The organism is Bifidobacterium eulemuris (assembly GCF_014898155.1).
Taxonomy (GTDB): Bacteria; Actinomycetota; Actinomycetes; order Actinomycetales; family Bifidobacteriaceae; genus Bifidobacterium; species Bifidobacterium eulemuris.
This window is the reverse complement of the sequence record NZ_CP062938.1, coordinates 2,662,836-2,682,551: the sequence shown is the minus strand read 5'-3', so window position 1 is coordinate 2,682,551 and position 19,716 is coordinate 2,662,836. Positions and strand designations below refer to the sequence as shown.

Below are 19,716 nucleotides of genomic sequence, written 5' to 3'. Positions count from 1 at the left end.
TTCCGACAAGTATGGCGTGCGATTGCATCGCGATTGTTGCGAGCCTGTGACCGTGGAGGCCGGGCGGCCGGTCAGTGTTCCGCGCGTTCGAATTCGAAGGTGTGCAGGAACTGCCGTGCCCGCTCGGTTCGCGGCTGGGTGAAGAAACGTTCCGGATCGTCGGATTGTTCGACGATTACGCCGTCCTCCAGCAGCACGACGTGGTCGGCGATGGCGCGGGCGAAGGGCATCTCATGCGTGACGATCAGCATGGTCTGCCCCTGTTTCGCGAGGTCGAGGATCACGTCGAGCACCTCACGCACCATCTCAGGGTCGAGCGCGGCGGTCACCTCGTCGAACAGCAATATCTCCGGATGCAGGATCAACGCGCGGCAGATGGCCACACGCTGGCGCTGCCCGCCCGAAAGTTCGTGGGGCCAGGCGTCCTTACGGTCGGCCAATCCCACGCGTTCGAGCAGCCGCACGGCTTCGGCCTCGACTTGCGTTTTGTCGCGTTTCTGCACGATGGTCGGGGCCAGGACGAGGTTGCCAAGCACGGTTTTATTCGGGAACAAATCGTAGCTTTGGAACACCATGCCGATGCGCGTGCGCAGCTCGCTGCTCCGGTCGGACCTGCCGGACTTCTCACTGCCGGGTCTGCCGGTTTCGATGATCTGATCGTCCAAAGCGATGGTGCCGCCTTGGATCGGTTCGAGTCCGGCGACGGTGCGCAGCAGGGTCGACTTGCCCGATCCGGACGGGCCGACGATCACCAGGACCTGCCCTTTGGGCACGCTTAATGAGATGCCGTCGAGCACCGGATGGTCGGCGTTGGCGTACTGTTTGGTCAGGCCGGTCAGAGTCAGCGCGGCGGGAGCCTCGGTGCCGGCGTCCGGCTGGACCGCGGTCGCGTTGGTCTTGGTTGCGTCAGCCATTGGCCCACCTCTTTTCGAGTCTGCGGGCCACGATCGACAGCGGCCAGCACACGATGAAATACATGAAGAAGATCGCGCCGTACACCCACAGCGTGCCGTCGGGATATTGGAAACGGTTCACGTCGATGATCTGCTGGCCCACCTTGATGACCTCCACCACGCCGAGCAGCACGGCCAGCGATGTGGTTTTGACGATGCGGGTGGCGAGGTTCACCGACGCGGGCAGCATCCGACGCACGGCCTGCGGCAGGATCACGCGCGCGAAGGTCTGCCACGGGCCCAATCCCAGCACATACGCGGACTCGTACTGCGCCTTGGGAATCGAGGTGAGCGCGCCGCGCACGAGGTCGCCGAGCTCGGCGCCGCCCCACAGCACGAACACGAGCACGCAGGCGCCGGTCGCGTCGAGATTCCAGTTGAACCATCGGGCGAAACCGTAATAGGCGAGGAACAGCAGGGCGAGCTGCGGCATGATGCGGATGAAGTCGAGGTACACGCGCATGACGGCGCGCACAATCGGATTGCGCAGCGTCATCAGCCAGCCGACCAGCAGGCCGACGGGAACGGACGCGCCTACGGAGACGCCCGCGATCCACACGGTGACCCACAGACCTTGCAGCAGCCGCGGGAACACACCCGGCTGCAGGAGGATCTCAGCGCTTTGCATAGTCGAACCTCCTTTCGAGCCAGGTGCCGAACAGCGAAACCGGAAGCAGGATGACCAGATAGGCCACGACGAGCATGAACAGCGACTCGTAGGTGCTGTAGTACATGCCGATCAGGTCCTTGGCCATGTACATCACGTCGGCGAGCGCGATGGCGGAGACGACGGAGGATTCCTTGATGAGGAAGATCACGTTGGCGACCACGCCCGGCACTGCGGTGGAGACGGCCTGCGGCAGCACCACGCGGGAGAGCGACTGCATGGAGCTCAATCCCAGCACGTACGCGGTCTCGCGCTGCACGTCGGGCACGGCTTCGAGTCCGCCGCGGATGGCCTCGGACATATAGGAGCCGCCGAGGAAGCCGAGTCCCACGATGGCGCAGGTTTCGGCGGACCAGACGATGCCCAGTTTCGGCAGGCCGAAGTAGAGGAAGTAGAGTTGCACCAGCAGCGGGGTGTTGCGGCTGAGTTCGATGTAGACGCGTACGATCTGGCGCGCGACCGGAATGCGCGCGGTGTCGACGCCGGCGCAGACCAGTCCGACGGCGAGGGCGAGCAGGATGCCGAACACGGAGATGAACAGCGTCATCAACGTGCCGGAGACGAAGAAGGGCGCGTAACGCTCGACGAATGTCCAATCGAACATGGGCGTGGCTCCTTTCCTGGTCTCTGTCTCTCGTTGGCCCGCGCGATGTCGCGTTCGACCGGCTTATATCGACGGCTGCGAATCAGCGCGGCGCGGTGTCGGCCGGCGTGACGAGCGGCTGTTTCGACCGCGTGCGTTTGTTCACACGCCGCAGCGAGTTGCTTTATTGTGACACACGCCTGCGCGTTATGCCCTATGCGAAGCGGGCATACGCCCGCATACGCGAAAGTCATAGTACGTGGCGCGCGCGGCGCTTGCGGCGGCGTGGCTATAGGCGTTGCTTATAGACCGTGCAACCGCGCCCGCGTCGCGTTCCTGCCACGTCCGCGCCGCAGTCCGGCATGCCGCGTGCGGATGCCGGACTGCGTGCCGCACGAATGCGGCCCGTCCGCGGCTCTTCCGTCCCCGCGTATGGCGACGTGAGAGCAGGACTCCACACCACGCCGTACGACATGGTCCACGACGTTTCGGCCCCGCATATGGCGACGCGACCGTGTACTCTCAAGGCTACTGAAATACCGCTAGATTGGTGGTACACGCTGACCACAGTATGAGACGTCCGTTTCCCAAGCGAAAGAGGCATTATGGAAATCGCCGCCGCGCTCACCTCCCTGCATGGCTCCGCACAAACTCCCGTGTTCGTGTTGTTGCACGGCTGGGGCGCCGACGAACGGGATCTGCCCGATCTGCTGAACTATTGCGCGCGGGGCGCGGATTACGCGTCGCTGCGCGCGCCGATCGCGTACGGCATGGGATACACGTGGTTCGACGAGTGGGCGCATGAGGGCGTGCCGGAGGGAGCCTCGCTCGACCGTCAGGCCTTGCGGGCGGCCGAAGCGGTGGACCGGTGGGTCGCGGAGCATATCCCCGCCGACCGTCAGGTGGTGATGATGGGATTCTCTCAGGGCGGACTGCTGGCGGCGCATATGCTGCGGGTGAATCCGTCGCGCTATATGGCCGCGGTCGCGTTCTCCGGCTGGCTCGCGCCGGGCGCGTTGCCGGGCGACAGGACGCTAGCCGAGTCGAAGCCGCCGGTGTTCTACGGACATGGCGCGCTCGACCCGATTTTCTCAGCCGACGAGGTCACGGCCATGTCCGACTTCTGGAGGGGGCACGGCACGCTGGACGAGTACGTCTACCCCGGTGTGGCGCACGGCATATGCATGGAGGAGATGCGCGATGCGGCGAGGTTCCTGGAGAGGATCGGCACCGTACGACCGGTGATCTGGTAGTTCCGCCGTCACACTCCCGCTGTATCCACCGTCATGCCGAGCGCAGTCGAGGCATCTCACCCAACCCTCTGGTCTTTACGCGCCCGCTCCCCTATGATGGCAATCATGTCTCAACCTGCATCTTCCCACCGCGCATCCGTCCGCCTGTGGATTCCCGACCAACCCGGCGCTTGGGCGATGGCGCTGCTGCCCGCCATCGCGGGGGTCGTGCTCGCCGGGGCCAATCCCACGAACCTGTGGCTGCTGGTCCTGTGGCTGCTGTGCTACTGCACGCAGTTCACCGCCGCCCGGTGGGTGAAATCACGCTTCCGCAAACGATACCGCCTGCCGGCGTTGGGGTACGGTGCCGTGCTGGTGGTGTTGGGCGTGCCGTTCGTGGTGATGCATCCGCGCGTGCTGATATGGGCACCGTTGTATGTGGTGCTGCTGGCGCTGTCGATGCTGGCTGCATGGCGCCGGCAGGAGCGGACCCTATGGGGCAATGCGGTGGCGATTATCGCCGCATGCGCGATGGCTGTGGTCACCGCGTCGTTCGGTGCGGATGTCGAGGCCGGCGTGATGCCGATGTCCGAAGGCGCGCCGTTGGAACAGTATCTGACGAACGTGTATCCGCCGTTCCCGCGGATCGGCGTGCTTGCGGCGGTGCTGTTCGCTCTGACGCAATTCGGTTCGGTGCTGTTCGTCAAAACGATGATCCGCGAGCGCGGCAACGTGCCGTATCTCGTCGCGTCGATCGCATGGCATGTGGGGATGGTCGTCGGAGGTTTCGTGCTGCATCCCGCGCTCGGAGGCACCGCGCTGGTGCTGCTGGCCCGCGCGGTGGCGTTGCCGTTGATCGCAAACAAGCGAACGCTCAAGCCGATCGTCCCCGGACTGATCGAACTGTTCGCCAGCCTGCTGACCTTCGTAATGATCATCATGTCCGTGCCATGGCTGGCGGTATAGCGTCCCGGGCTTCCGCCCTGCCATCTCCCGCCGCGCTGCAACCCCAGCAGCGTTGGACCGTTTCCGTCGTTCCAAACGAAGACGAGGAATCCTCCCGCGCGCCTTGGCACGTATCCCAAGCGTCGTGCAGTGGCGGCGGTCGTAACTCGCGCAATCGCGATCGAGACGGACGCGGTCGTCGCGGATGGCTTCCGCCGTATCCGCGACGACCGTTGGAGAGCGTCATTCGGCAAGCGGTCAGTAGGCGACGACCAGACGTCCCTTGACCTCGCCGCGTTCGAGACGTTCGATCGCCTCGGGGATCTCGTCGAAACCGACCGTCGTGGTGACGGGATCGAGCTCGCCGGAACGCATGAGTTCGTAGACGCCTTTGATGTCTTCCGGAGTGCCGCCGTTGGAACCGCGCAGGTCGCACTGGTTCACGATCAGCGACTTGGCGTCGAAGGTGACGTCCAGTTTGCCCATGCCGACGAGCACGACCACACCGCCCAGTTTGATCACGTCGACCGCGTCGGCCGTCGTGTCGCCGAAGCCGGCGAAGTCGACGATGACGTCGAACCGCACATCGTCGAAATCCTTGATGGAGCGGCGCACATCCTTGGCGCCGAGCTCCTCGGCGAGCGGCCAGACGTCTTCCTTGATCTCGGCGACGTACACCTCTGCGCCAAGCAGATGCGCCACGCGGGCGCCGATCTGGCCAAGACCTCCGAGGCCGATGATGCCGACCTTGTCCCCTTGTTTGACGCCGCCGCGACGCACGACCGCGGCATAGGAGGTCATGCCCGCGTCGGTCGCTGCCGCGCCTTTGACGAAGTCGACCTCGTCGGGAATCGGCACCAACGCCTGCGTGCCGATGACGATTTTCGGACCGAAACCGCCGTCGAACGACGAGCCGGGGCATCCGGCGCTGGTGGTCGGGCAGATGGCCACGCGATCGCCGACTTGGAAGTCGGTGACGCCCCCGCCCACTTGGCTGATGACGCCGGCGTCCTCATGGCCGAGCGTCACCGGCACCTGCCCCAGCATCGACATCCAGCCGGGATCGGTCAGGATGCCGACATCGGTGTGGCAGATGCCCGCCGCCTTCACATCCACAACCACTTGGCCGGGGCCGGCCACGGGGTCGGGAAGTTCGACGAGTTCCAAGGGATTGTTCGTTCCGGTGAATCTCCAGGATTTCATAACAGCTCCTTTGCTGGCTTATGGTGTCGCGCGGGGCCGCCTCGCCCCGAACGCAATCGACTCTTCCACCCTAACGGAACGTTTGTGGAACACGCTGAACGATATGAGGGAGGTTGTCGTGTCCGGCGCGGATTCAGAACGATAATGAGACCATGACCACGATTCGCCATGCCACGCTTGCCGACCTCGACGCCATCGCCGCCGTGGAATCGGCCTGCTTCCCCGCCGCCGAAGCCGCTACCAAAGAAGGGCTTCACGCCCGACTGGAGGTGTATCCCGACTGTTTCTGGCTGCTGACGGAGGATGGGCGGGACGGCGCCATCATCTCGTTCATCAACGGATTCGCCACGGACCTTCCCGACCTGACCGACGATATGTATGAGGACGCGACGCTGCATGATCCGCATGGCGCGTGGCAGATGATCTTCGGCGTGGACACCGCGCCCCGATACCAGCATCAGGGCCACGCCAGCACCGTGATGCGCCAAGTCATCGCCGACACCCGCGCCGCCGGCCGCCGCGGACTGGTCCTCACCTGCAAGAAGCCCCTCATCGGCTTCTACGCCCAATTCGGCTTCCTCGACGAAGGCATTTCCTCCTCCACCCACGGCGACGCAACCTGGCACCAAATGCGGCTGGAGTTCTAGAAACCGATGTGCCCGGAACGATTGTGCAGCGTCGGTTCCTCATCGAGAGTGACCGGCTCGAATGACGCCGGATCATCAACGAAGCGCTCAATCAACCGCCATTGCCTGCGCGAGATGCCGATGCGGTCATCAGGATGGACCATCAGCACCGGTGATGCCGGGTTCAACGATTCCAACTGCATCGCCACACTGTCATAGCATTCCTCGTCATCGATCCAGACGATTGGCGCAGAATCCGCGAACTGACATTCAGCTTCGACCCGGCAAAACACCGTTCTGCGTTTGCCGGTGAGGCGTCCTTGCCCGGAAACCGGATCATACCAGTTCACCGTGCTGACGATTTCAGGACCCCAACTCAAGGTCTCGTTCAGCGCAGCAGTGAACGGCTGCCACGTCGACAGCCAATTCAGCTCGATATCCCCTACCAAGGCCATTGCATGCAGCGCATCGGTCAGTTCCGCCGACCAGCGAACCCGAAACTTACCCATAGGAGTCGGCACACGTCTTGTTCGATCCAGAAGAAACGCATTCCTCACGTCGTACAGCGTTTTGCGTGGATCGCCGTCCTTCAACCAATCCAAATGCGCCTGTCCTCCGCGACGCAGCACCTTGTCATCCGGAAAAGCGTTCAACACCCCGTCAAAATCAGTGTAGACAACCGGTCTCGCCATCATCCATCCCCCATCGATTCAAACCACATGTCTATTCCGATGGGAACAATCCGCATCATACCGCCGATATCTAGTGTTGCTTCGTGCGCTAAGCTACATTTAGCTCAATAAATGTAGCTTAGCGAATTCTAAGCAACAGTTATAACCATCACACAGCAGCTCAATCATGGGGAAGGATGACTATACAGACTGAATTCCAAGCATCACCGATTCCCGACCATGGCGAGCGGCTCTCGGACGGAGGAACAGCCGAGAGCCGCTTGAAAGCAGGAGGTCAGATGCGCACATCGAGCCCGCGCTCGGATTCCGTGACTTCAAGGAACCGAGGATGCTCGGGTTCGCGACCATTCTGCGCATGCATCGCGAAGTAGCGTTTGCCGTCAGGCCCGGTGAACAGCATTCCGTGCCCGCCTTGACCAATCAGAGGCCTGTTCTCATGCGTCCATCGCCCACGAATGCTGCCGTCTGAGGACACGGCCTGCCCGACTGAATATCCCTGATCCGACCAGCTGGACCACAGCATGACCAGCTTTCCTTGCGCGGTTTTCTCCAGGAAAGGCCCGTCAGAGAAATACGCCGGTCCATCGATGCCGAATTCAGCTTTCGCGAATGGTACCGGCACACTCCAAGATGCGTCGGATGCCTGAAATACGGTGAATGGATTTCCAATGGCATAGGTCAAATCGGAAGATACCTCCACCGCGTCCATATTCCCCTCGGGCACGTCTTCAAGAGAATGCGAATACACGAGGTAGACCTTATCGTCTTCTTCGTAGAGCGTGCCGTCGATACATGCCTGAGCCGGATCGGTAAGGCGAGACAGATAGACGAACGGACCAACGGGCGATTCCGATTCCAGCACATTCACCGATTTGCGGCCTTCGGCATCTGCCAAAGTGGCGATCAGATAGAATTTGCCGTTGCGGCGATAACATTCCGGAGCCCAGTACGCACGCTCCGCCCAAAAGCCTTCCGGCTTGTGGAAAACCTCAACAGGTCCGTTCCATTGGACGCAATCATCGCTGACGTAGCAATCGAATCCGTCCATCTCGCCCCAAACGCCTTCGGTACGGGTTCCGTACATGTAGTAGCTTCCGTCATATTCCATAACGAAAGGGTCGCGAATATTGATCTGTTCAAGATTCATCATCACATCTCATTTCTTGTTCATACCAACGGGGCCGCCATTCACCGAACAGCATCCAGACAATGCTTCTGGTAGTTCGTCATGCCAAGGACAACGGCGACGATCAGAGCCATGGCGGCGCCAATGCACATCGCTCCTGCGGCAGTGGATCCGAACAGTCCGTTGATGGCGTTGACCACCACCGGACTGGCGAAACCGCCGAGCGCGTTCGCCGTGGTCATAGCGGCGATGCCAAGAGGGATCAGATACGGTTTCTCAAGCACGGTGATAAGGAAAGGAGCTTGAGCGTAGTACACGCTCAGTCCCGCGCCGACGAAGAAGCATCCGACGACGAGGACCAGCAGATTGGGAGCGAATCCGACAACAAGAAGGGCGACGCCTTCGATGACGAATCCAAGCATCAACAGGTGATTGGTGATGCGTTTCGCCAGCCGTCCGATAAGCAGGCCGGCGATCAAACCACCCAACTGGCCGATGGTGGTGGCGAGACCGGCGGTGCCGCTATCGCCAAGATTGTTCTGAGCGACCAAAAGCGCGAGGTTGTTGCTGTATGCGTTATTGGCGATCAGGAAGAAGAAACCAGCCACGAGCAGGAACAGGACCCTAGGCGTCAACGCCTGCGCGATGGAGAATTTCCGTTCGTCTCGGCTTCCATCCTCGCCCACCGCATCTTTGGGAAGGGTGAACCAGCAAACCAGCAGGACAACCGCGGCGAACAGGTACACCAGATAGGCGTAGTACCAAGCGATTGTGCCCAGCATGCCGGCGGCGTAGATGAAAACCATCGCGCCGATGCTGGCGAAGGCGACCTGCTTGCCCATCATTCCTTGCCGTTGCTCCACATCGTAATGATCGGAGATGAAGGCCGGCAACGTATTGTTGATGAGACCCAAGCACACGCCCAGGCATCCGGACAATGCGATAACGACGCTCAGACTCGAATGCGCGATAAACGGCAGGAATCCGAACACCAGAACGCCGGCGACGCCAAGCAATGCGACGGTCTTGCGCGAAAAGAGCTGCACGAGTTTGCCCGTGCACCAAGCTCCGACCAGAGCAGTCAACGTGGAGACGGAAACAATCATCTGCACGCTGCTCAACGAGGCCTGTGGGAAAGCCTCCGCCACGAGTCCGATCACCGGAGTGATGAATATTCCTGACAATGAAATCATGCTCAATGTCAGGATGCCTATTGTCGGTTTTGTGATACGCATACTATTCTCCTCGAAAACAACCTTGTTTTTGATGCGACATTGCTGTCAAGACATACTGTATTAAGCCATTTATCTTGCATAATGACCACAGTGTGCTCAATAATGACCTTTATGAAAGATAGACGTTCGCACGCATTGCCCCACCTGGACATAGGCGACGTCCTGCAGCGGAACCCCGACGACCTCATCAAGTACGTGGATTTTCAAAGCGCCGATATATCCCACGACAACATTGACGTCGCCCATCGGCGCATCGAACTCACATCCTTCCAAGACGTTTCCCAAGCGGTCGAACATATATCGACCGACGATGGGTTCGGCATCATCGCGCACGAACTTGAGCATCGGTCAAAACCCCATTTTCACGACTACGTTGAAGTCACGCATGTGCTCAAAGGCAGCGTCATGCTCTGGATCGAGGGACGGACGGAAGTCGTGCGGGCAGGCGGAACCATAGCCATCCAACCGGGAGCGAAACATCTGATCTCCCCCGTCGGAGGAGACTCCCAACCAACCCCCGTTGAAATAGACATGCTCATCTCCACGACCATCATCAGTCGAATGCAGGCGCTCGCACCACATTCCCATGATGAAGCCTTCCACCAGTGGGCCTCTTCATTGAGCGATATACCCTATATCGCCATCGGACCGGACAAGAGCCCTTCTCTGGAATCAGCCATCAATCGTCTTATCGTCGAATACGGCTCCTCCGAGCATTCGGTGCATTACGCGGTTGTCGGCAATCTATTGGAATGCGTTCACTATCTCAGCCAGGCGTTGGATGAGCGCGTCCACGCGGACCCGCTCATCGCATCCATCCAACAAATCATCGATCGAGATCTCGTGCATATCTCCATTGAATCCATCGCGCATCAACTGGGATACAGCATCGGATATCTCTCCCGTTACAGCAAATCGCACAGCGGGAAAACCCTCGGAACTCTTATCAATGAAACACGTCTCAATGAGGCGGCCACGGCTTTGACGCAATCGGAGCTCACCATCGCCGAAATCACCCGACTTGTGGGGTTCAAAAGCCCCAGCTACTTCCATAAGATTTTCCAGAAGCGGTTCTCGCTGACCCCCAAACAGTATCGAAACGCATTCCTCAAAACGGGATTGGGCGCATAGGAGCGCCGATATTCGTTGGGAATGCGCTTACGATTCCACCGACCAGTCAAGGTGCATGAAGTCGGGGACTTTGTACCATTTGACGGGGTAGCCGGCACCGTGCGCGCAGAACACCGAGTCCGGGGTGTTCTCAAGGTCGGATTCGGGATCATAGGCGGATTGCGCGACCACACGCTCCTCGTCGTGGCAGGGGCGGTATCCGGCGAAGACGCAGCTCAGACGGCCGCGGCCGTGCGTATATGAGTGCACCTCCATCGCATAGTCGCGCATTTCCGAGACGGGGCACTCCCCCACCAGCAACGCGTAGTCGGCATCCATCATCGGCGGTTCGAACGAGCCGGCCATGCGTTGAATATCCGACATGGCGCGCCCAACCATCTCCCCCGGCATCTCCAAGCGGAAACGGTACCACGGCTCCATCACGCGGCATGCGCCGCGCTCCTTGAGCCGCATCAGCCCCTGCCGGATCGCACGATAGGTGGCCTGGCGAAAGTCGCCGCCTTCCGTGTGCTTGAGATGGGCGCGTCCGGCGACCAGCGTCATCCTCACATCCGTCAGCGGCGAGCCGGTGAGCACACCCAGATGCTCCTTTTCGCGCATATGCGTCATGATGAGCCGTTGCCAGTTGCGGTCGAGTTCGTTCTCGCTCACCGTGCTGGCGACGCTCACGCCGCCACCCGGCTCCCCCGGCTCCAATAGGATATGCGCTTCGGCGTAATGACGCAGCGGCTCGAAATGCCCCACGCCTTCCGCCGTTTCGGTGACGGTCTCGCGGTAGAGGATGCCGCCCGGACCGAACGCCACGTCCAGACCGAACCGGTCATGCAGGGTCTGTTGGATGATCTCCAACTGCACGGCGCCCATCAGCTGCACGTGGATCTCCTGCAGCCGCTCCACCCACGCGACGTGCAGCAGGGGTTCCTCATCCTCAAGTTCGCGAAGCGCGCCCAGAAGTTTGTGCAGCGTCAGATCATCGAACGCCGGCTTCGGCGCGGCCTTGCGCTGTGCGGCGTCGGCTTGCGATTCGGCCGCTTCCTCGGTTTTGCCCGCGCCATCCGAATCGCTTTTTTCGTCCGAGGATTCGGATGCGGATGGCTTGGCCGGTCGTCGCGACGTTGTCTCCGTATCGGGTTTCATGCCGGGAGGCAGGACGGTGTAGGTGAGCACCGGTTGCAATGCGGGCGATTCGGCATCGCTCTCGAAGCCAAGTCCCTCGCCGGGGAATGTTTGGGTCAGGCCTGTCGCAGCGCAGATGGAACCGGCGGGCAGTTCCGTCGCGATGTCGAATTTCGCGCCGTTGTAGACGCGCAGTTGGTCGACTTTCTCATGCCAGCGTTCGTCTTGCGCGGCCACTCCCCCATCAGGCTGTCCACTGGCTGATTGGGGCGATGCCGCCGAAGCGACCGTCGCGGGACTCAGCATCGCCTTGGCTTTCAGCGTGCCGCCGGTCACCCGCAGCCACGTCAGGCGGTTGTGCTGCTGGTCGTGGGCGATTTTGAACACCCGCGCTCCGAATTCGGCCGGCCATTGAGGTTCGCGGGCGAACCGCGACAGTCCCGTCATGAATTCGTCGATGCCGTCGAGTTTCAGCGCGGATCCGAAGAAGACGGGGAACAGTCTGCGTTCGGCGATCATGGTTTGGATGCGGCCCAATGAGATTCCGCCGGTCTCCAGAAACTCGTCCAATGCGAGTTCGTCCTGTTCGGCGATGGATTCGAGCAGCGCGACGGAAGACTCGTCGTCTTGTCCAGCCGAGCCGGAGGATTCCGCTCCGCCGAACATTCCGGCCGTCAGCGGCAGACATGCGTCGGAGCAACGGCGATGCAGTTGGGCGAGCGTCGTCTCGCGGTCGGCACCTGAGGAATCCATCTTATTGACGAAAACGAACGTCGGCACATGGTATTGCGCCAGCAGTCGCCACAGCGTTTCCGTGTGCCCCTGCACGCCGTCGGTACCGGAGACGACGAGGATTGCATAATCGAGCACACGCAATACGCGTTCGGTTTCGGCCGCGAAATCGACGTGCCCCGGCGTATCCAGCAGAGTGAGCTCAAGATCGTCGTGGACGACTTTGGTCTGATGCGCGTGGATGGTGATGCCGCGCTGCTTCTCCAACGATTCGGTGTCGAGGAAGGCGTCGCCGTGGTCCACGCGACCGAGTTTGCGGATTTCGCCCGTGCGGTAGAGCAACGCTTCGGACAGGGTGGTTTTCCCCGCGTCCACATGGGCCAGCAGCCCCGCGACGATGTGTTTCATCGGAACCCCCTTCGCACGCGGCGACTCCCAGAATCCGTCCGTGCGACCCTTTTATGGGGAACAAACGAACAGAAACGGCTGGGATTCGTTGAAATTCCAACGAATCCCAGCCTGTACGAAATGTGCTTTCGTGTGCGGTTTCCTCGCACGGGCATCATTGTTCGCGATGCCCGTGCGAAGCCGTCAATCAGGCCTTGACAACCTGAACGCCAAGCTCCTTCACATCCTCGGCCTTGATCTCAAGGGAGGTGGCCAGCGTCTCACCGGCGATGAGGTCCTTGAACTGTTCGGCCTTGGCCGCGTCGGCCGTCGGCACGGTCAACGTCAGCGCGATACGGTCGGAGATGTCGAGACCGGCGGCCTTGCGGGCGTCCTGCACAGAGCGGATCGCGTCGCGCGCGTAGCCTTCGGCCACCAGATCGTCGGTCAGCGCGGTGTCGAGAATCACGAAGCCGCCGGTCGGCAGAGCCGCGGAGACGGAAGCCGCATCGGCGTCCGCGTTCTCCTGCTCCACGCGGTTGATCAGCTCGTACTCGCCTTCGACCAGCGCGATCTCACCGTTCGGGGTCTCCACCACGGGAGCGCCGGAGTCATCCACATGCCATGCGCCGGACTTGGAAGCCTTGATCGCGAACTGCACCTGCTTGCCCAAGCGAGGTCCGGCGGCGCGCGCATTCACACGCAGCTCGTTGACGATCTTGAGTCCATGCTCGCCGGCGTCCTCCAGTGTGGAAAGCGCGACGAACTTGACGTTGAGCTCGGACTTCAGAATCTCCTCATACGCGGCGACGGCGGTCGGATCGGCCACCACGACGGTGAGCTTGGACAGCGGCTGACGCACGCGGATCTGCTCGGCCTTACGCAGGGACAGAGTGCCGGAGACGACCTCGCGCACCTTCTCCATGGCCGCGACGAGCGCGTCATCGGCCACCAGCACTTGACCCAGCTCGGTCGCGGCACCGGTCTCGTCGACCAACGCCGGCCAGTCGGCCAGATGCACGGATTCACCGCCGGTCAGGCCGCGCCACACGGCCTCGGCCTCCATCGGAGCGAGCGGCGCGAGCACGCGCATGAACGCCTCGAGCACGGTGTACAGCGTGTTGAACGCGTTCTCGTCCTCGTTCCAGAAGCGGTCGCGCGTGTTGCGGATGTACCAGTTGGTGAGCACGTCGATGAAGTCGCTCACCGCATCACACGCGTCGGAGATCGCGAACTCGTCCAGCGAGGAGGTCGCGCGCTCGAGCAGCATGCGGGTGCGGGCCAGCAGGTAGCGGTCCATCTCGGGCAGGGCGGCCACCTCGTCGGCGCGCAGCGTGCGGGCGTCGAAGCCCTTGCCGCCGTTGGCCGCGTTGGCGTACAGCGTGAAGAAGTAGTACGAGCTCCACACGGGCAGCATGACCTGGCGCACGGTGTCGCGGATGCCTTCGGCGGTGACGATGAGGTTGCCGCCGCGCAGGATCGGCGAGGACATGAGGAACCAGCGCATCGCGTCGGAGCCGAAGTCGTTGAACACGCCGTTCACGTCCGGATAGTTGCGCAGATGCTTCGACATCTTCTGGCCGTCGGAGCCGAGCACGATGCCGTGGCAGATCACGTTCTTGAACGCGGGCTTGTCGAACAGGGCGGTGGCCATGATGTGCAGCGTGTAGAACCAGCCGCGGGTCTGGCCGATGTATTCGACGATGTAGTCGCACGGGAAGTGCTGTTCGAAGAACTCCTTGTTCTCGAACGGGTAATGGAACTGGGCGAACGACATGGAGCCGGATTCGAACCAGCAGTCGAGCACGTCGGTGATGCGGTGCATGCGGCTCTTGCCGGTCGGATCGTCAGGGTTGACGCGGGTCAGGTTGTCGATCCACGGGCGGTGCATGTTGACCTCGCCCTTGTCGTCGCGCGGATAGTCGCCGAAGTCGGCCTTGAGCTCCTCCAGCGAACCGTACACGTCGACGCGCGGATACTTCGGATCGTCGCTCACCCACACCGGGATCGGGCTGCCCCAGAAGCGGTTGCGGGAGATGGACCAGTCGCGCGCGTTGGCGAGCCACTTGCCGAACTGGCCGTCCTTGACGTTGTCCGGAATCCAGTTGATCTCCTGGTTGAGTTCGAGCAGACGGTCCTTGATCTTGGTCACGGAGACGAACCAGCTGGAGACCGGTTTGTAGATCAGCGGGGTGGCGCAACGCCAGCAGTGCGGATAGGAGTGCACGTAGCTCTTCTCCTGGAAGAGGATCGCCCGCTGGTCCTCGCCCATGCGGGCGAGCGGACCGTCGCCGGCGCGCAGGTTGCGCAGGATCGGCAGGTTCGCGTCGAACACGTACTGGCCCTCGTAGTCGGGGCACAGCGCGTTGAAATGGCAGCCTTCGTCAAGCACGTCCACGCTTTTGATGCCGTGCGCGTTGAGCGTGTTCATATCGTCCTCGCCGTAGGGCGCCTGGTGCACGAGGCCGGTGCCCTCATTGGTGTCGACGTAGTCGGCGGTGAAGATCTGATAGGCGTTCGGGCCGGGGGTGCCGTCTTCGGCGAGCGCATCGTCGCCGGCGAAGTACGGGAACACCGGCCAGTAACGCCAGCCTTCCATCTCGGCGCCCTTGAGCTCGCGCACGATCTCGTAGTCCTCGCCGAGCTCCTTCGCGTAGGAGGCGAGCAGGGGCTTGCCGAGGTAAAACTTCTTGCCGGCGAATTTGCCTTCGGTGGGGCGCACCTCGACATAGTCGATGTCGGCGCCGACGACGATGGCGAAGTTGGTGGGCACGGTCCAGGGCGTGGTGGTCCAGAAGACGGCGTAGGCGTCCTCCTCGTCGCGCAGCTTGACGGCGACGGAGACGGTGGTGTCCTGGCGGTCCTGGTACACGTCGGCGTCCATGCGCAGCTCGTGCGCGCTCAGCGGCGTCTGGTCCTTGGGGCAGTACGGCAGCACGCGGTAGCCCTTATAGGCCAGACCCTTGTCGTAGAGCTGCTTGAACGCCCACATCACGGACTCCATGTAGGGGATGTTGAGCGTCTTGTATCCGTGCTCGAAATCGACCCAGCGGGCCTGGCGATGCACGTAATCCTGCCATTCGTTGGTGTATTTGAGCACCGAGGAGCGGCAGGCGTCGTTGAACTTGTCGATGCCGAGCTCGTGGATCTGGTCCACGGAGTCGATGCCGAGCTCCTTCTGCGCCTCCAGCTCGGCGGGCAGGCCGTGGGTGTCCCAGCCGAACACGCGGTTGACCTTGCGGCCCTTCATGGTCTGGTAGCGCGGGATCACGTCCTTCGCGTAGCCGGTCAGCAGGTGGCCGTAGTGCGGCAGACCGTTGGCGAAGGGCGGTCCGTCGAAGAAGACGAATTCGTTCTGGCTGTGGTCGCCGGAAGGGTTGCGTTCGATGGACTTGTTGAAGGTGTCGTCCTGGTCCCAATACTTGAGGACGGATTCCTCCAGATTGGGGAAGCTGGGGTTCGGCGCGACGCGCTTGGTCTCGTCGCTCACCGCCGCCTTGGGATACACACTGTTGGTGTTCTCGCTCACCGCTGTTCTCCTCGTGAGATGCTTCGTTGGTTTCCTCACGAGGACGATGATGACGGGCCGGCTTGCGCTCCCGTCATGCGCCGGGACGCCGTGCCGACCGAGGCATACCGCGGTACCACCTCGCTTGCCACGCCCGCCCGCCTGTGTTTGGCGGATGATGCGCGACCGCTTCATGTCCGGCTATGTCGGGCCGGTCCCGTCGGGTCTAATAAGCCGTTCCCGCCATGCGATTCCTCGCACCGTCGATCGCGGCCGTTCTTCCGAGCGCTCCCCGCTGATAACGGATCATCGCGTCACAACGCCGCCTATCATATCACCGCCGGTCGGACGAAATCCCATTCGCTTCCGCGTCGCCGCACCACGACGACGGCCGCGCGCACGACATCGCGGTCCGTGCGCTCTATCGGCACGCCCAGTCACCCTACCGAACCACTTACACGCCTTGCCCTATCGCCAATCCCAGAAAACTGTTAGGAGATATCTGGAGTGAGTTGAAAAGAAAGCAGTCGGCTTAGGCTGATTGCGCGCGCCTCTTGGCGATGTCCGCCTCTTTATGGGCTGGCAGCGTATTAGGCCCGTTCCAAGGAGGGGCGGGTAATATTTGAGTTGGAAGCGAGGTGAGTTATGACTGCTGTTGAATCGTTGCCGCGTTATGCCGAGGCTGAGGCTTTGGCACGTTCACGCGGGGTTGATCTGATTAGCCTGCTTGGCGCATATGTGAGTGGTTATGCGGATTCGGGTACGCCGGCGTACGCACTCGATAATGCGCCGGGTGAGGTCGTCTGCAAGTCACCGAGTGAGGCGCGTTCGTATATGGATACGATCATATCGGGAGCGGAGCGTGGTTGAGGTTCGTTTCACGCCGGAGTTTTCGGCGGACCTTGCGCGCTTGTCGCGTTGGCGTGTGGATTACGCGCGTGAAGTGCGTGATGTCGTCGCTGATTTTCTGGCAACTGATGGCTGCGTACCGGATTCGTATGGGCCGCATGTATTGAATAAACCAGGCGGCTGTTACAACGGGTGTGTTGAGTTCCATATGGGTGATGATGACGTGCTTGTGCTGTACTGGCGTGGACGAGGGTTCGTGCGTATGGTGCGTATCTGTTCTCATGCGGAGTTGAGTGCGTGCCGGTTCGGTGTGGAGTGGCCGCGCGGTGATTCTGCGAACAAATAAGTGACTCGGCTGGAGATTAAGACCTCTAGCCGAGTATTACGCTCGCCACACCATAAAGGCGAAATAGATCAAGCCATATCACATACCTATGCTGCGCGAGCGACAGTGAACTCAGACTCGCACCGCGGCGACGGCCGCGCGCACGACGTCGCGGTCCGTGCACTCTATCGGCGCGGCTCCCCCGCCACCGGGACCGCCTTCGGAGACGACAAGTCGTTTGGCGGACATATGCAGCGCGTCCACTCCCGTGGCCATCGCCTCGGGGATGGATTCGACCGTGAGTCCGCCTCCGGCTTGGATTTGAATACGACCGGCCGCATGATCGACCAGCTCGCGCAGGGCGTCCAATCCTTCGGGCACGCCTGCGGCACCACCCGAAGTGAGAATGCGCGTGTATCCCATGCCGATGAGTGCGTCCATCACGGCGAAACGATCACGGGTCACATCGAAGGCTCGGTGGAAGGTGATGTCGATATCGTGACCGACACGAGCCCCCGCCTCACGGGCCGCTTCGGCGAGCGCGGCGGCGAAAGGCTCGTCCAGCTTGCCTTCGTCCGTCAGCCCGCCCACGACCACTCCGGAGGCTCCGGCTTCGACGGCCGCGCGGACGTCATCCAACTGCACGTTCCGTTCGTCATCGCTGAACACGAACGAACCGGCGCGGGATCGGATGAGCACCTGCACGCCTTGGGGCACCTCCACGCGGGCGCAGGCCCGGATAAGTCCGAAACTTGGCGTGAGTCCGCCTGTGGCACCCAACGCCGAGCATAACTCAATACGGTCGGCACCTTCTTCTTTGGCGGTACGCGCGCCTTCGACATCCTGCACTGCGATTTCAATCATCGTCACAGCCCCAATCCTACCCCACCGCCGTAAGCCTTCATACTTTCCAGGTGACTGTCCTTACGAATTTCAACAAGCGAAATTCAGTCATGTGAAGACGCAGTAGCGACGCTGGCACGCCGCACGATAAGGACGCACACCAGCAGAATCACAGCGAAAATCGAGCCGAATAGTAGCCCGGCTTTGAGATTGTTGCCGTTGGCCGCGGCGATGAATCCCACTACGGCCGGGCCTCCGGCGCACCCCAAGTCGCCGGCCACCGCGAACAGGGCGAACATCAGCGTGCCGCCGCCGGGCATCGCATCCGCACCCAACGAGAAAGTGCCGGGCCACATAATGCCGACCGAGAAACCGGTTAGCGCACAGGCCACCAGCCCTAGTACCGGCGAAGTCGTTAGCGCCGCGGTCAGGTAGGTGGCCACGCACAGCATCGAACTGCCGGCGATGAATGCCCGGAGATTAAGCTTGTGCCCCAATATTCCGTAGATGGTGCGGGACAGGCCCATCATCAGAGCGAACGCAGCGGGGCCGGCGAGGTCACCTACCACTTTGGTCACGCCCAGTCCGGTTTCCGCGAAGGTGCTCGCCCACTGGCTCATGCCCTGTTCGGCCGCGCCCGCGCACAGCATCATCACGAACAGCAGATAGAACACCGGTTTGGCCGCCAAATCGACCAACCGCATCGTCGCCACGCCTTCGGGCACGATGCGCGGCATCGGCGCGCTCCAGAACATCACAATGCCGACCAGCGGCACAATCGCCCACAGGCAAGCCAGCATCGGCCACGTTCCCGTACCGAATGCCCACAGAAACAGTGTGGAAATCACCACAGTGCCCAGTTGTCCCCAGCAATAGAACGAATGCAGCAGACTCATCGCCTTGGCCTTGTGCTCGGAGGGGCAGGCCTCCACAATCGGCGAGACCATCACTTCGATCAGTCCGCCGCCCAAGGCATACAGCAAAATCGCCACCAGAATGGCCCAGTATGGGTCAGACACACGTGTTGGCACCAGTCCCAGCACCAGCAGTCCCGCAGCGGCCGACACATGCGCCGCGATAATACAGGGCTTGTAACCGATCCTATCCACAAACCGCCCGGCCAACACATCCACTACTAGCTGCGTAATGAAATTCACCGTGATCAACGCGGACAGGCGCGCCATATCGATGCCCAGCGTCGCCGCGAAGGTGACGAACAATAGCGGCATATAGTTGTTGATCACCGCCTGAGTGATGTAGCCCACGAAACAGGCGATCATCGTACGGTTGTAGTTCGGTGCAGCAGCGGGAACGGGAGACTGTGTCATAACAGTTAGGCTATCAGGAGTTCGGCCCTCATCAATGGAGTGCTGGAGTGGAAACTCCAGCACTTTCATACCGCCTCAGCCGCCGTCGTTGTTGTCCCGCCCTCAATGAAGTGCCAGAGCAGAGACTCCAGCAATTTTGAATCTCACATCATCCCCTAAGCCCTGCTCCCATTCCTCAATGAAGTGCTGGAGTACAGACTCCAGCAATCCCGGTCTGCCGCGCCTATCCGAGAGG

General features: G+C 61.5%; 17 protein-coding genes and 1 CRISPR repeat array (1 of these 18 cut by a window edge). Of the genes, 6 read left to right on the top strand and 11 right to left on the bottom strand.

Features of this window, described 5'->3' with window-relative positions; translation table 11 throughout:
• Positions 1-71: 71 nt before the first annotated feature.
• Genes BE0216_RS10875 through BE0216_RS10865 form a run of 3 tightly spaced genes read right to left on the bottom strand, consistent with a single transcriptional unit; the run spans position 72 to position 2,224 of the window.
• Positions 72-914: an amino acid ABC transporter ATP-binding protein gene (locus tag BE0216_RS10875; protein WP_094636975.1), complete on the bottom strand. Its 843-nt coding sequence runs from the start codon at positions 912-914 to the stop codon at positions 72-74.
• Entirely contained in the window at positions 907-1,581 is a 675-nt protein-coding gene (locus tag BE0216_RS10870; protein ID WP_094636974.1) for an amino acid ABC transporter permease, read from the bottom strand. Before BE0216_RS10870 ends, BE0216_RS10875 begins: the two co-directional genes overlap by 8 nt.
• Positions 1,568-2,224: an amino acid ABC transporter permease gene (locus BE0216_RS10865; protein WP_094636973.1), complete on the bottom strand. Its 657-nt coding sequence runs from the start codon at positions 2,222-2,224 to the stop codon at positions 1,568-1,570. Before BE0216_RS10865 ends, BE0216_RS10870 begins: the two co-directional genes overlap by 14 nt.
• 584 nt (positions 2,225-2,808) lie before the next feature.
• Here BE0216_RS10865 and BE0216_RS10860 point away from each other — a divergent pair.
• Entirely contained in the window at positions 2,809-3,456 is a 648-nt protein-coding gene (locus BE0216_RS10860; protein WP_094636972.1) for an alpha/beta hydrolase, read from the top strand.
• Between the two features lie 105 nt (positions 3,457-3,561).
• Positions 3,562-4,401 (top strand): YwiC-like family protein, encoded by an 840-nt coding sequence (locus tag BE0216_RS10855; RefSeq protein ID WP_226805785.1) that lies wholly within the window; start codon positions 3,562-3,564, stop codon positions 4,399-4,401.
• Between the two features lie 237 nt (positions 4,402-4,638).
• Here the strand turns inward: BE0216_RS10855 and BE0216_RS10850 are convergent, their stop codons facing one another.
• Positions 4,639-5,583 (bottom strand): zinc-binding dehydrogenase, encoded by a 945-nt coding sequence (locus tag BE0216_RS10850; protein WP_094636970.1) that lies wholly within the window; start codon positions 5,581-5,583, stop codon positions 4,639-4,641.
• Positions 5,584-5,735: 152 nt separating this feature from the next.
• On the opposite strand from BE0216_RS10850, the gene BE0216_RS10845 reads away from it, so the two are divergent.
• Positions 5,736-6,230 carry a GNAT family N-acetyltransferase gene (locus tag BE0216_RS10845; protein WP_094636969.1) on the top strand — a complete coding sequence of 165 codons (495 nt, stop codon included), beginning with the start codon at positions 5,736-5,738 and terminating at the stop codon, positions 6,228-6,230.
• Here BE0216_RS10845 and BE0216_RS10840 read toward each other — a convergent pair.
• The 3 genes from BE0216_RS10840 to BE0216_RS10830 all read right to left on the bottom strand — a co-directional run bounded on the left by BE0216_RS10840 (position 6,227) and on the right by BE0216_RS10830 (position 9,262).
• Positions 6,227-6,904, bottom strand: a complete 678-nt coding sequence (locus tag BE0216_RS10840) for a hypothetical protein (RefSeq protein ID WP_094636968.1) — start codon at positions 6,902-6,904, stop codon at positions 6,227-6,229. The genes BE0216_RS10845 and BE0216_RS10840 overlap by 4 nt on opposite strands.
• Positions 6,905-7,175: 271 nt before the next feature.
• Positions 7,176-8,051 (bottom strand): glycoside hydrolase family 43 protein, encoded by an 876-nt coding sequence (locus tag BE0216_RS10835; RefSeq protein ID WP_094636967.1) that lies wholly within the window; start codon positions 8,049-8,051, stop codon positions 7,176-7,178.
• Positions 8,052-8,089: 38 nt separating this feature from the next.
• Positions 8,090-9,262, bottom strand: a complete 1,173-nt coding sequence (locus tag BE0216_RS10830; RefSeq protein WP_094636966.1) for an MFS transporter — start codon at positions 9,260-9,262, stop codon at positions 8,090-8,092.
• 111 nt (positions 9,263-9,373) lie between these two features.
• Here BE0216_RS10830 and BE0216_RS10825 point away from each other — a divergent pair, with 111 nt between their 5' ends.
• Positions 9,374-10,393, top strand: coding sequence for a helix-turn-helix domain-containing protein (locus BE0216_RS10825; RefSeq protein ID WP_158217218.1), 1,020 nt, complete (start codon positions 9,374-9,376; stop codon positions 10,391-10,393).
• Between the two features lie 27 nt (positions 10,394-10,420).
• Here the strand turns inward: BE0216_RS10825 and BE0216_RS10820 are convergent, their stop codons facing one another.
• Positions 10,421-12,649 (bottom strand): elongation factor G, encoded by a 2,229-nt coding sequence (locus BE0216_RS10820; protein WP_094636964.1) that lies wholly within the window; start codon positions 12,647-12,649, stop codon positions 10,421-10,423.
• A gap of 187 nt (positions 12,650-12,836) precedes the next feature.
• A complete protein-coding gene (gene ileS / locus BE0216_RS10815) occupies positions 12,837-16,157 on the bottom strand; it encodes a mupirocin-resistant isoleucine--tRNA ligase (RefSeq protein ID WP_094636963.1) in 3,321 nt (1,106 codons plus the stop codon).
• Between the two features lie 624 nt (positions 16,158-16,781).
• Between ileS and BE0216_RS10810 the strand changes: the two genes are divergently transcribed.
• Positions 16,782-17,006 carry a hypothetical protein gene (locus BE0216_RS10810; protein ID WP_158217217.1) on the top strand — a complete coding sequence of 75 codons (225 nt, stop codon included), beginning with the start codon at positions 16,782-16,784 and terminating at the stop codon, positions 17,004-17,006.
• Positions 16,921-17,331 carry a type II toxin-antitoxin system YafQ family toxin gene (locus BE0216_RS12270; RefSeq protein WP_226805831.1) on the top strand — a complete coding sequence of 137 codons (411 nt, stop codon included), beginning with the start codon at positions 16,921-16,923 and terminating at the stop codon, positions 17,329-17,331. Before BE0216_RS10810 ends, BE0216_RS12270 begins: the two co-directional genes overlap by 86 nt.
• A gap of 111 nt (positions 17,332-17,442) precedes the next feature.
• On the opposite strand, the gene BE0216_RS10800 is transcribed toward BE0216_RS12270, so the two are convergent.
• Together BE0216_RS10800 and BE0216_RS10795 are read right to left on the bottom strand one after the other, a co-directional pair.
• Positions 17,443-18,174, bottom strand: coding sequence for a copper homeostasis protein CutC (locus BE0216_RS10800; protein WP_094637171.1), 732 nt, complete (start codon positions 18,172-18,174; stop codon positions 17,443-17,445).
• Positions 18,175-18,257: 83 nt separating this feature from the next.
• Complete coding sequence (locus tag BE0216_RS10795) at positions 18,258-19,481, bottom strand: MFS transporter (RefSeq protein ID WP_094636961.1); 1,224 nt, start codon at positions 19,479-19,481, stop codon at positions 18,258-18,260.
• Positions 19,482-19,653: 172 nt separating this feature from the next.
• A CRISPR array of direct repeats spans positions 19,654-19,716; the repeat unit is 36 nt; it runs 6,490 nt beyond the window's last position.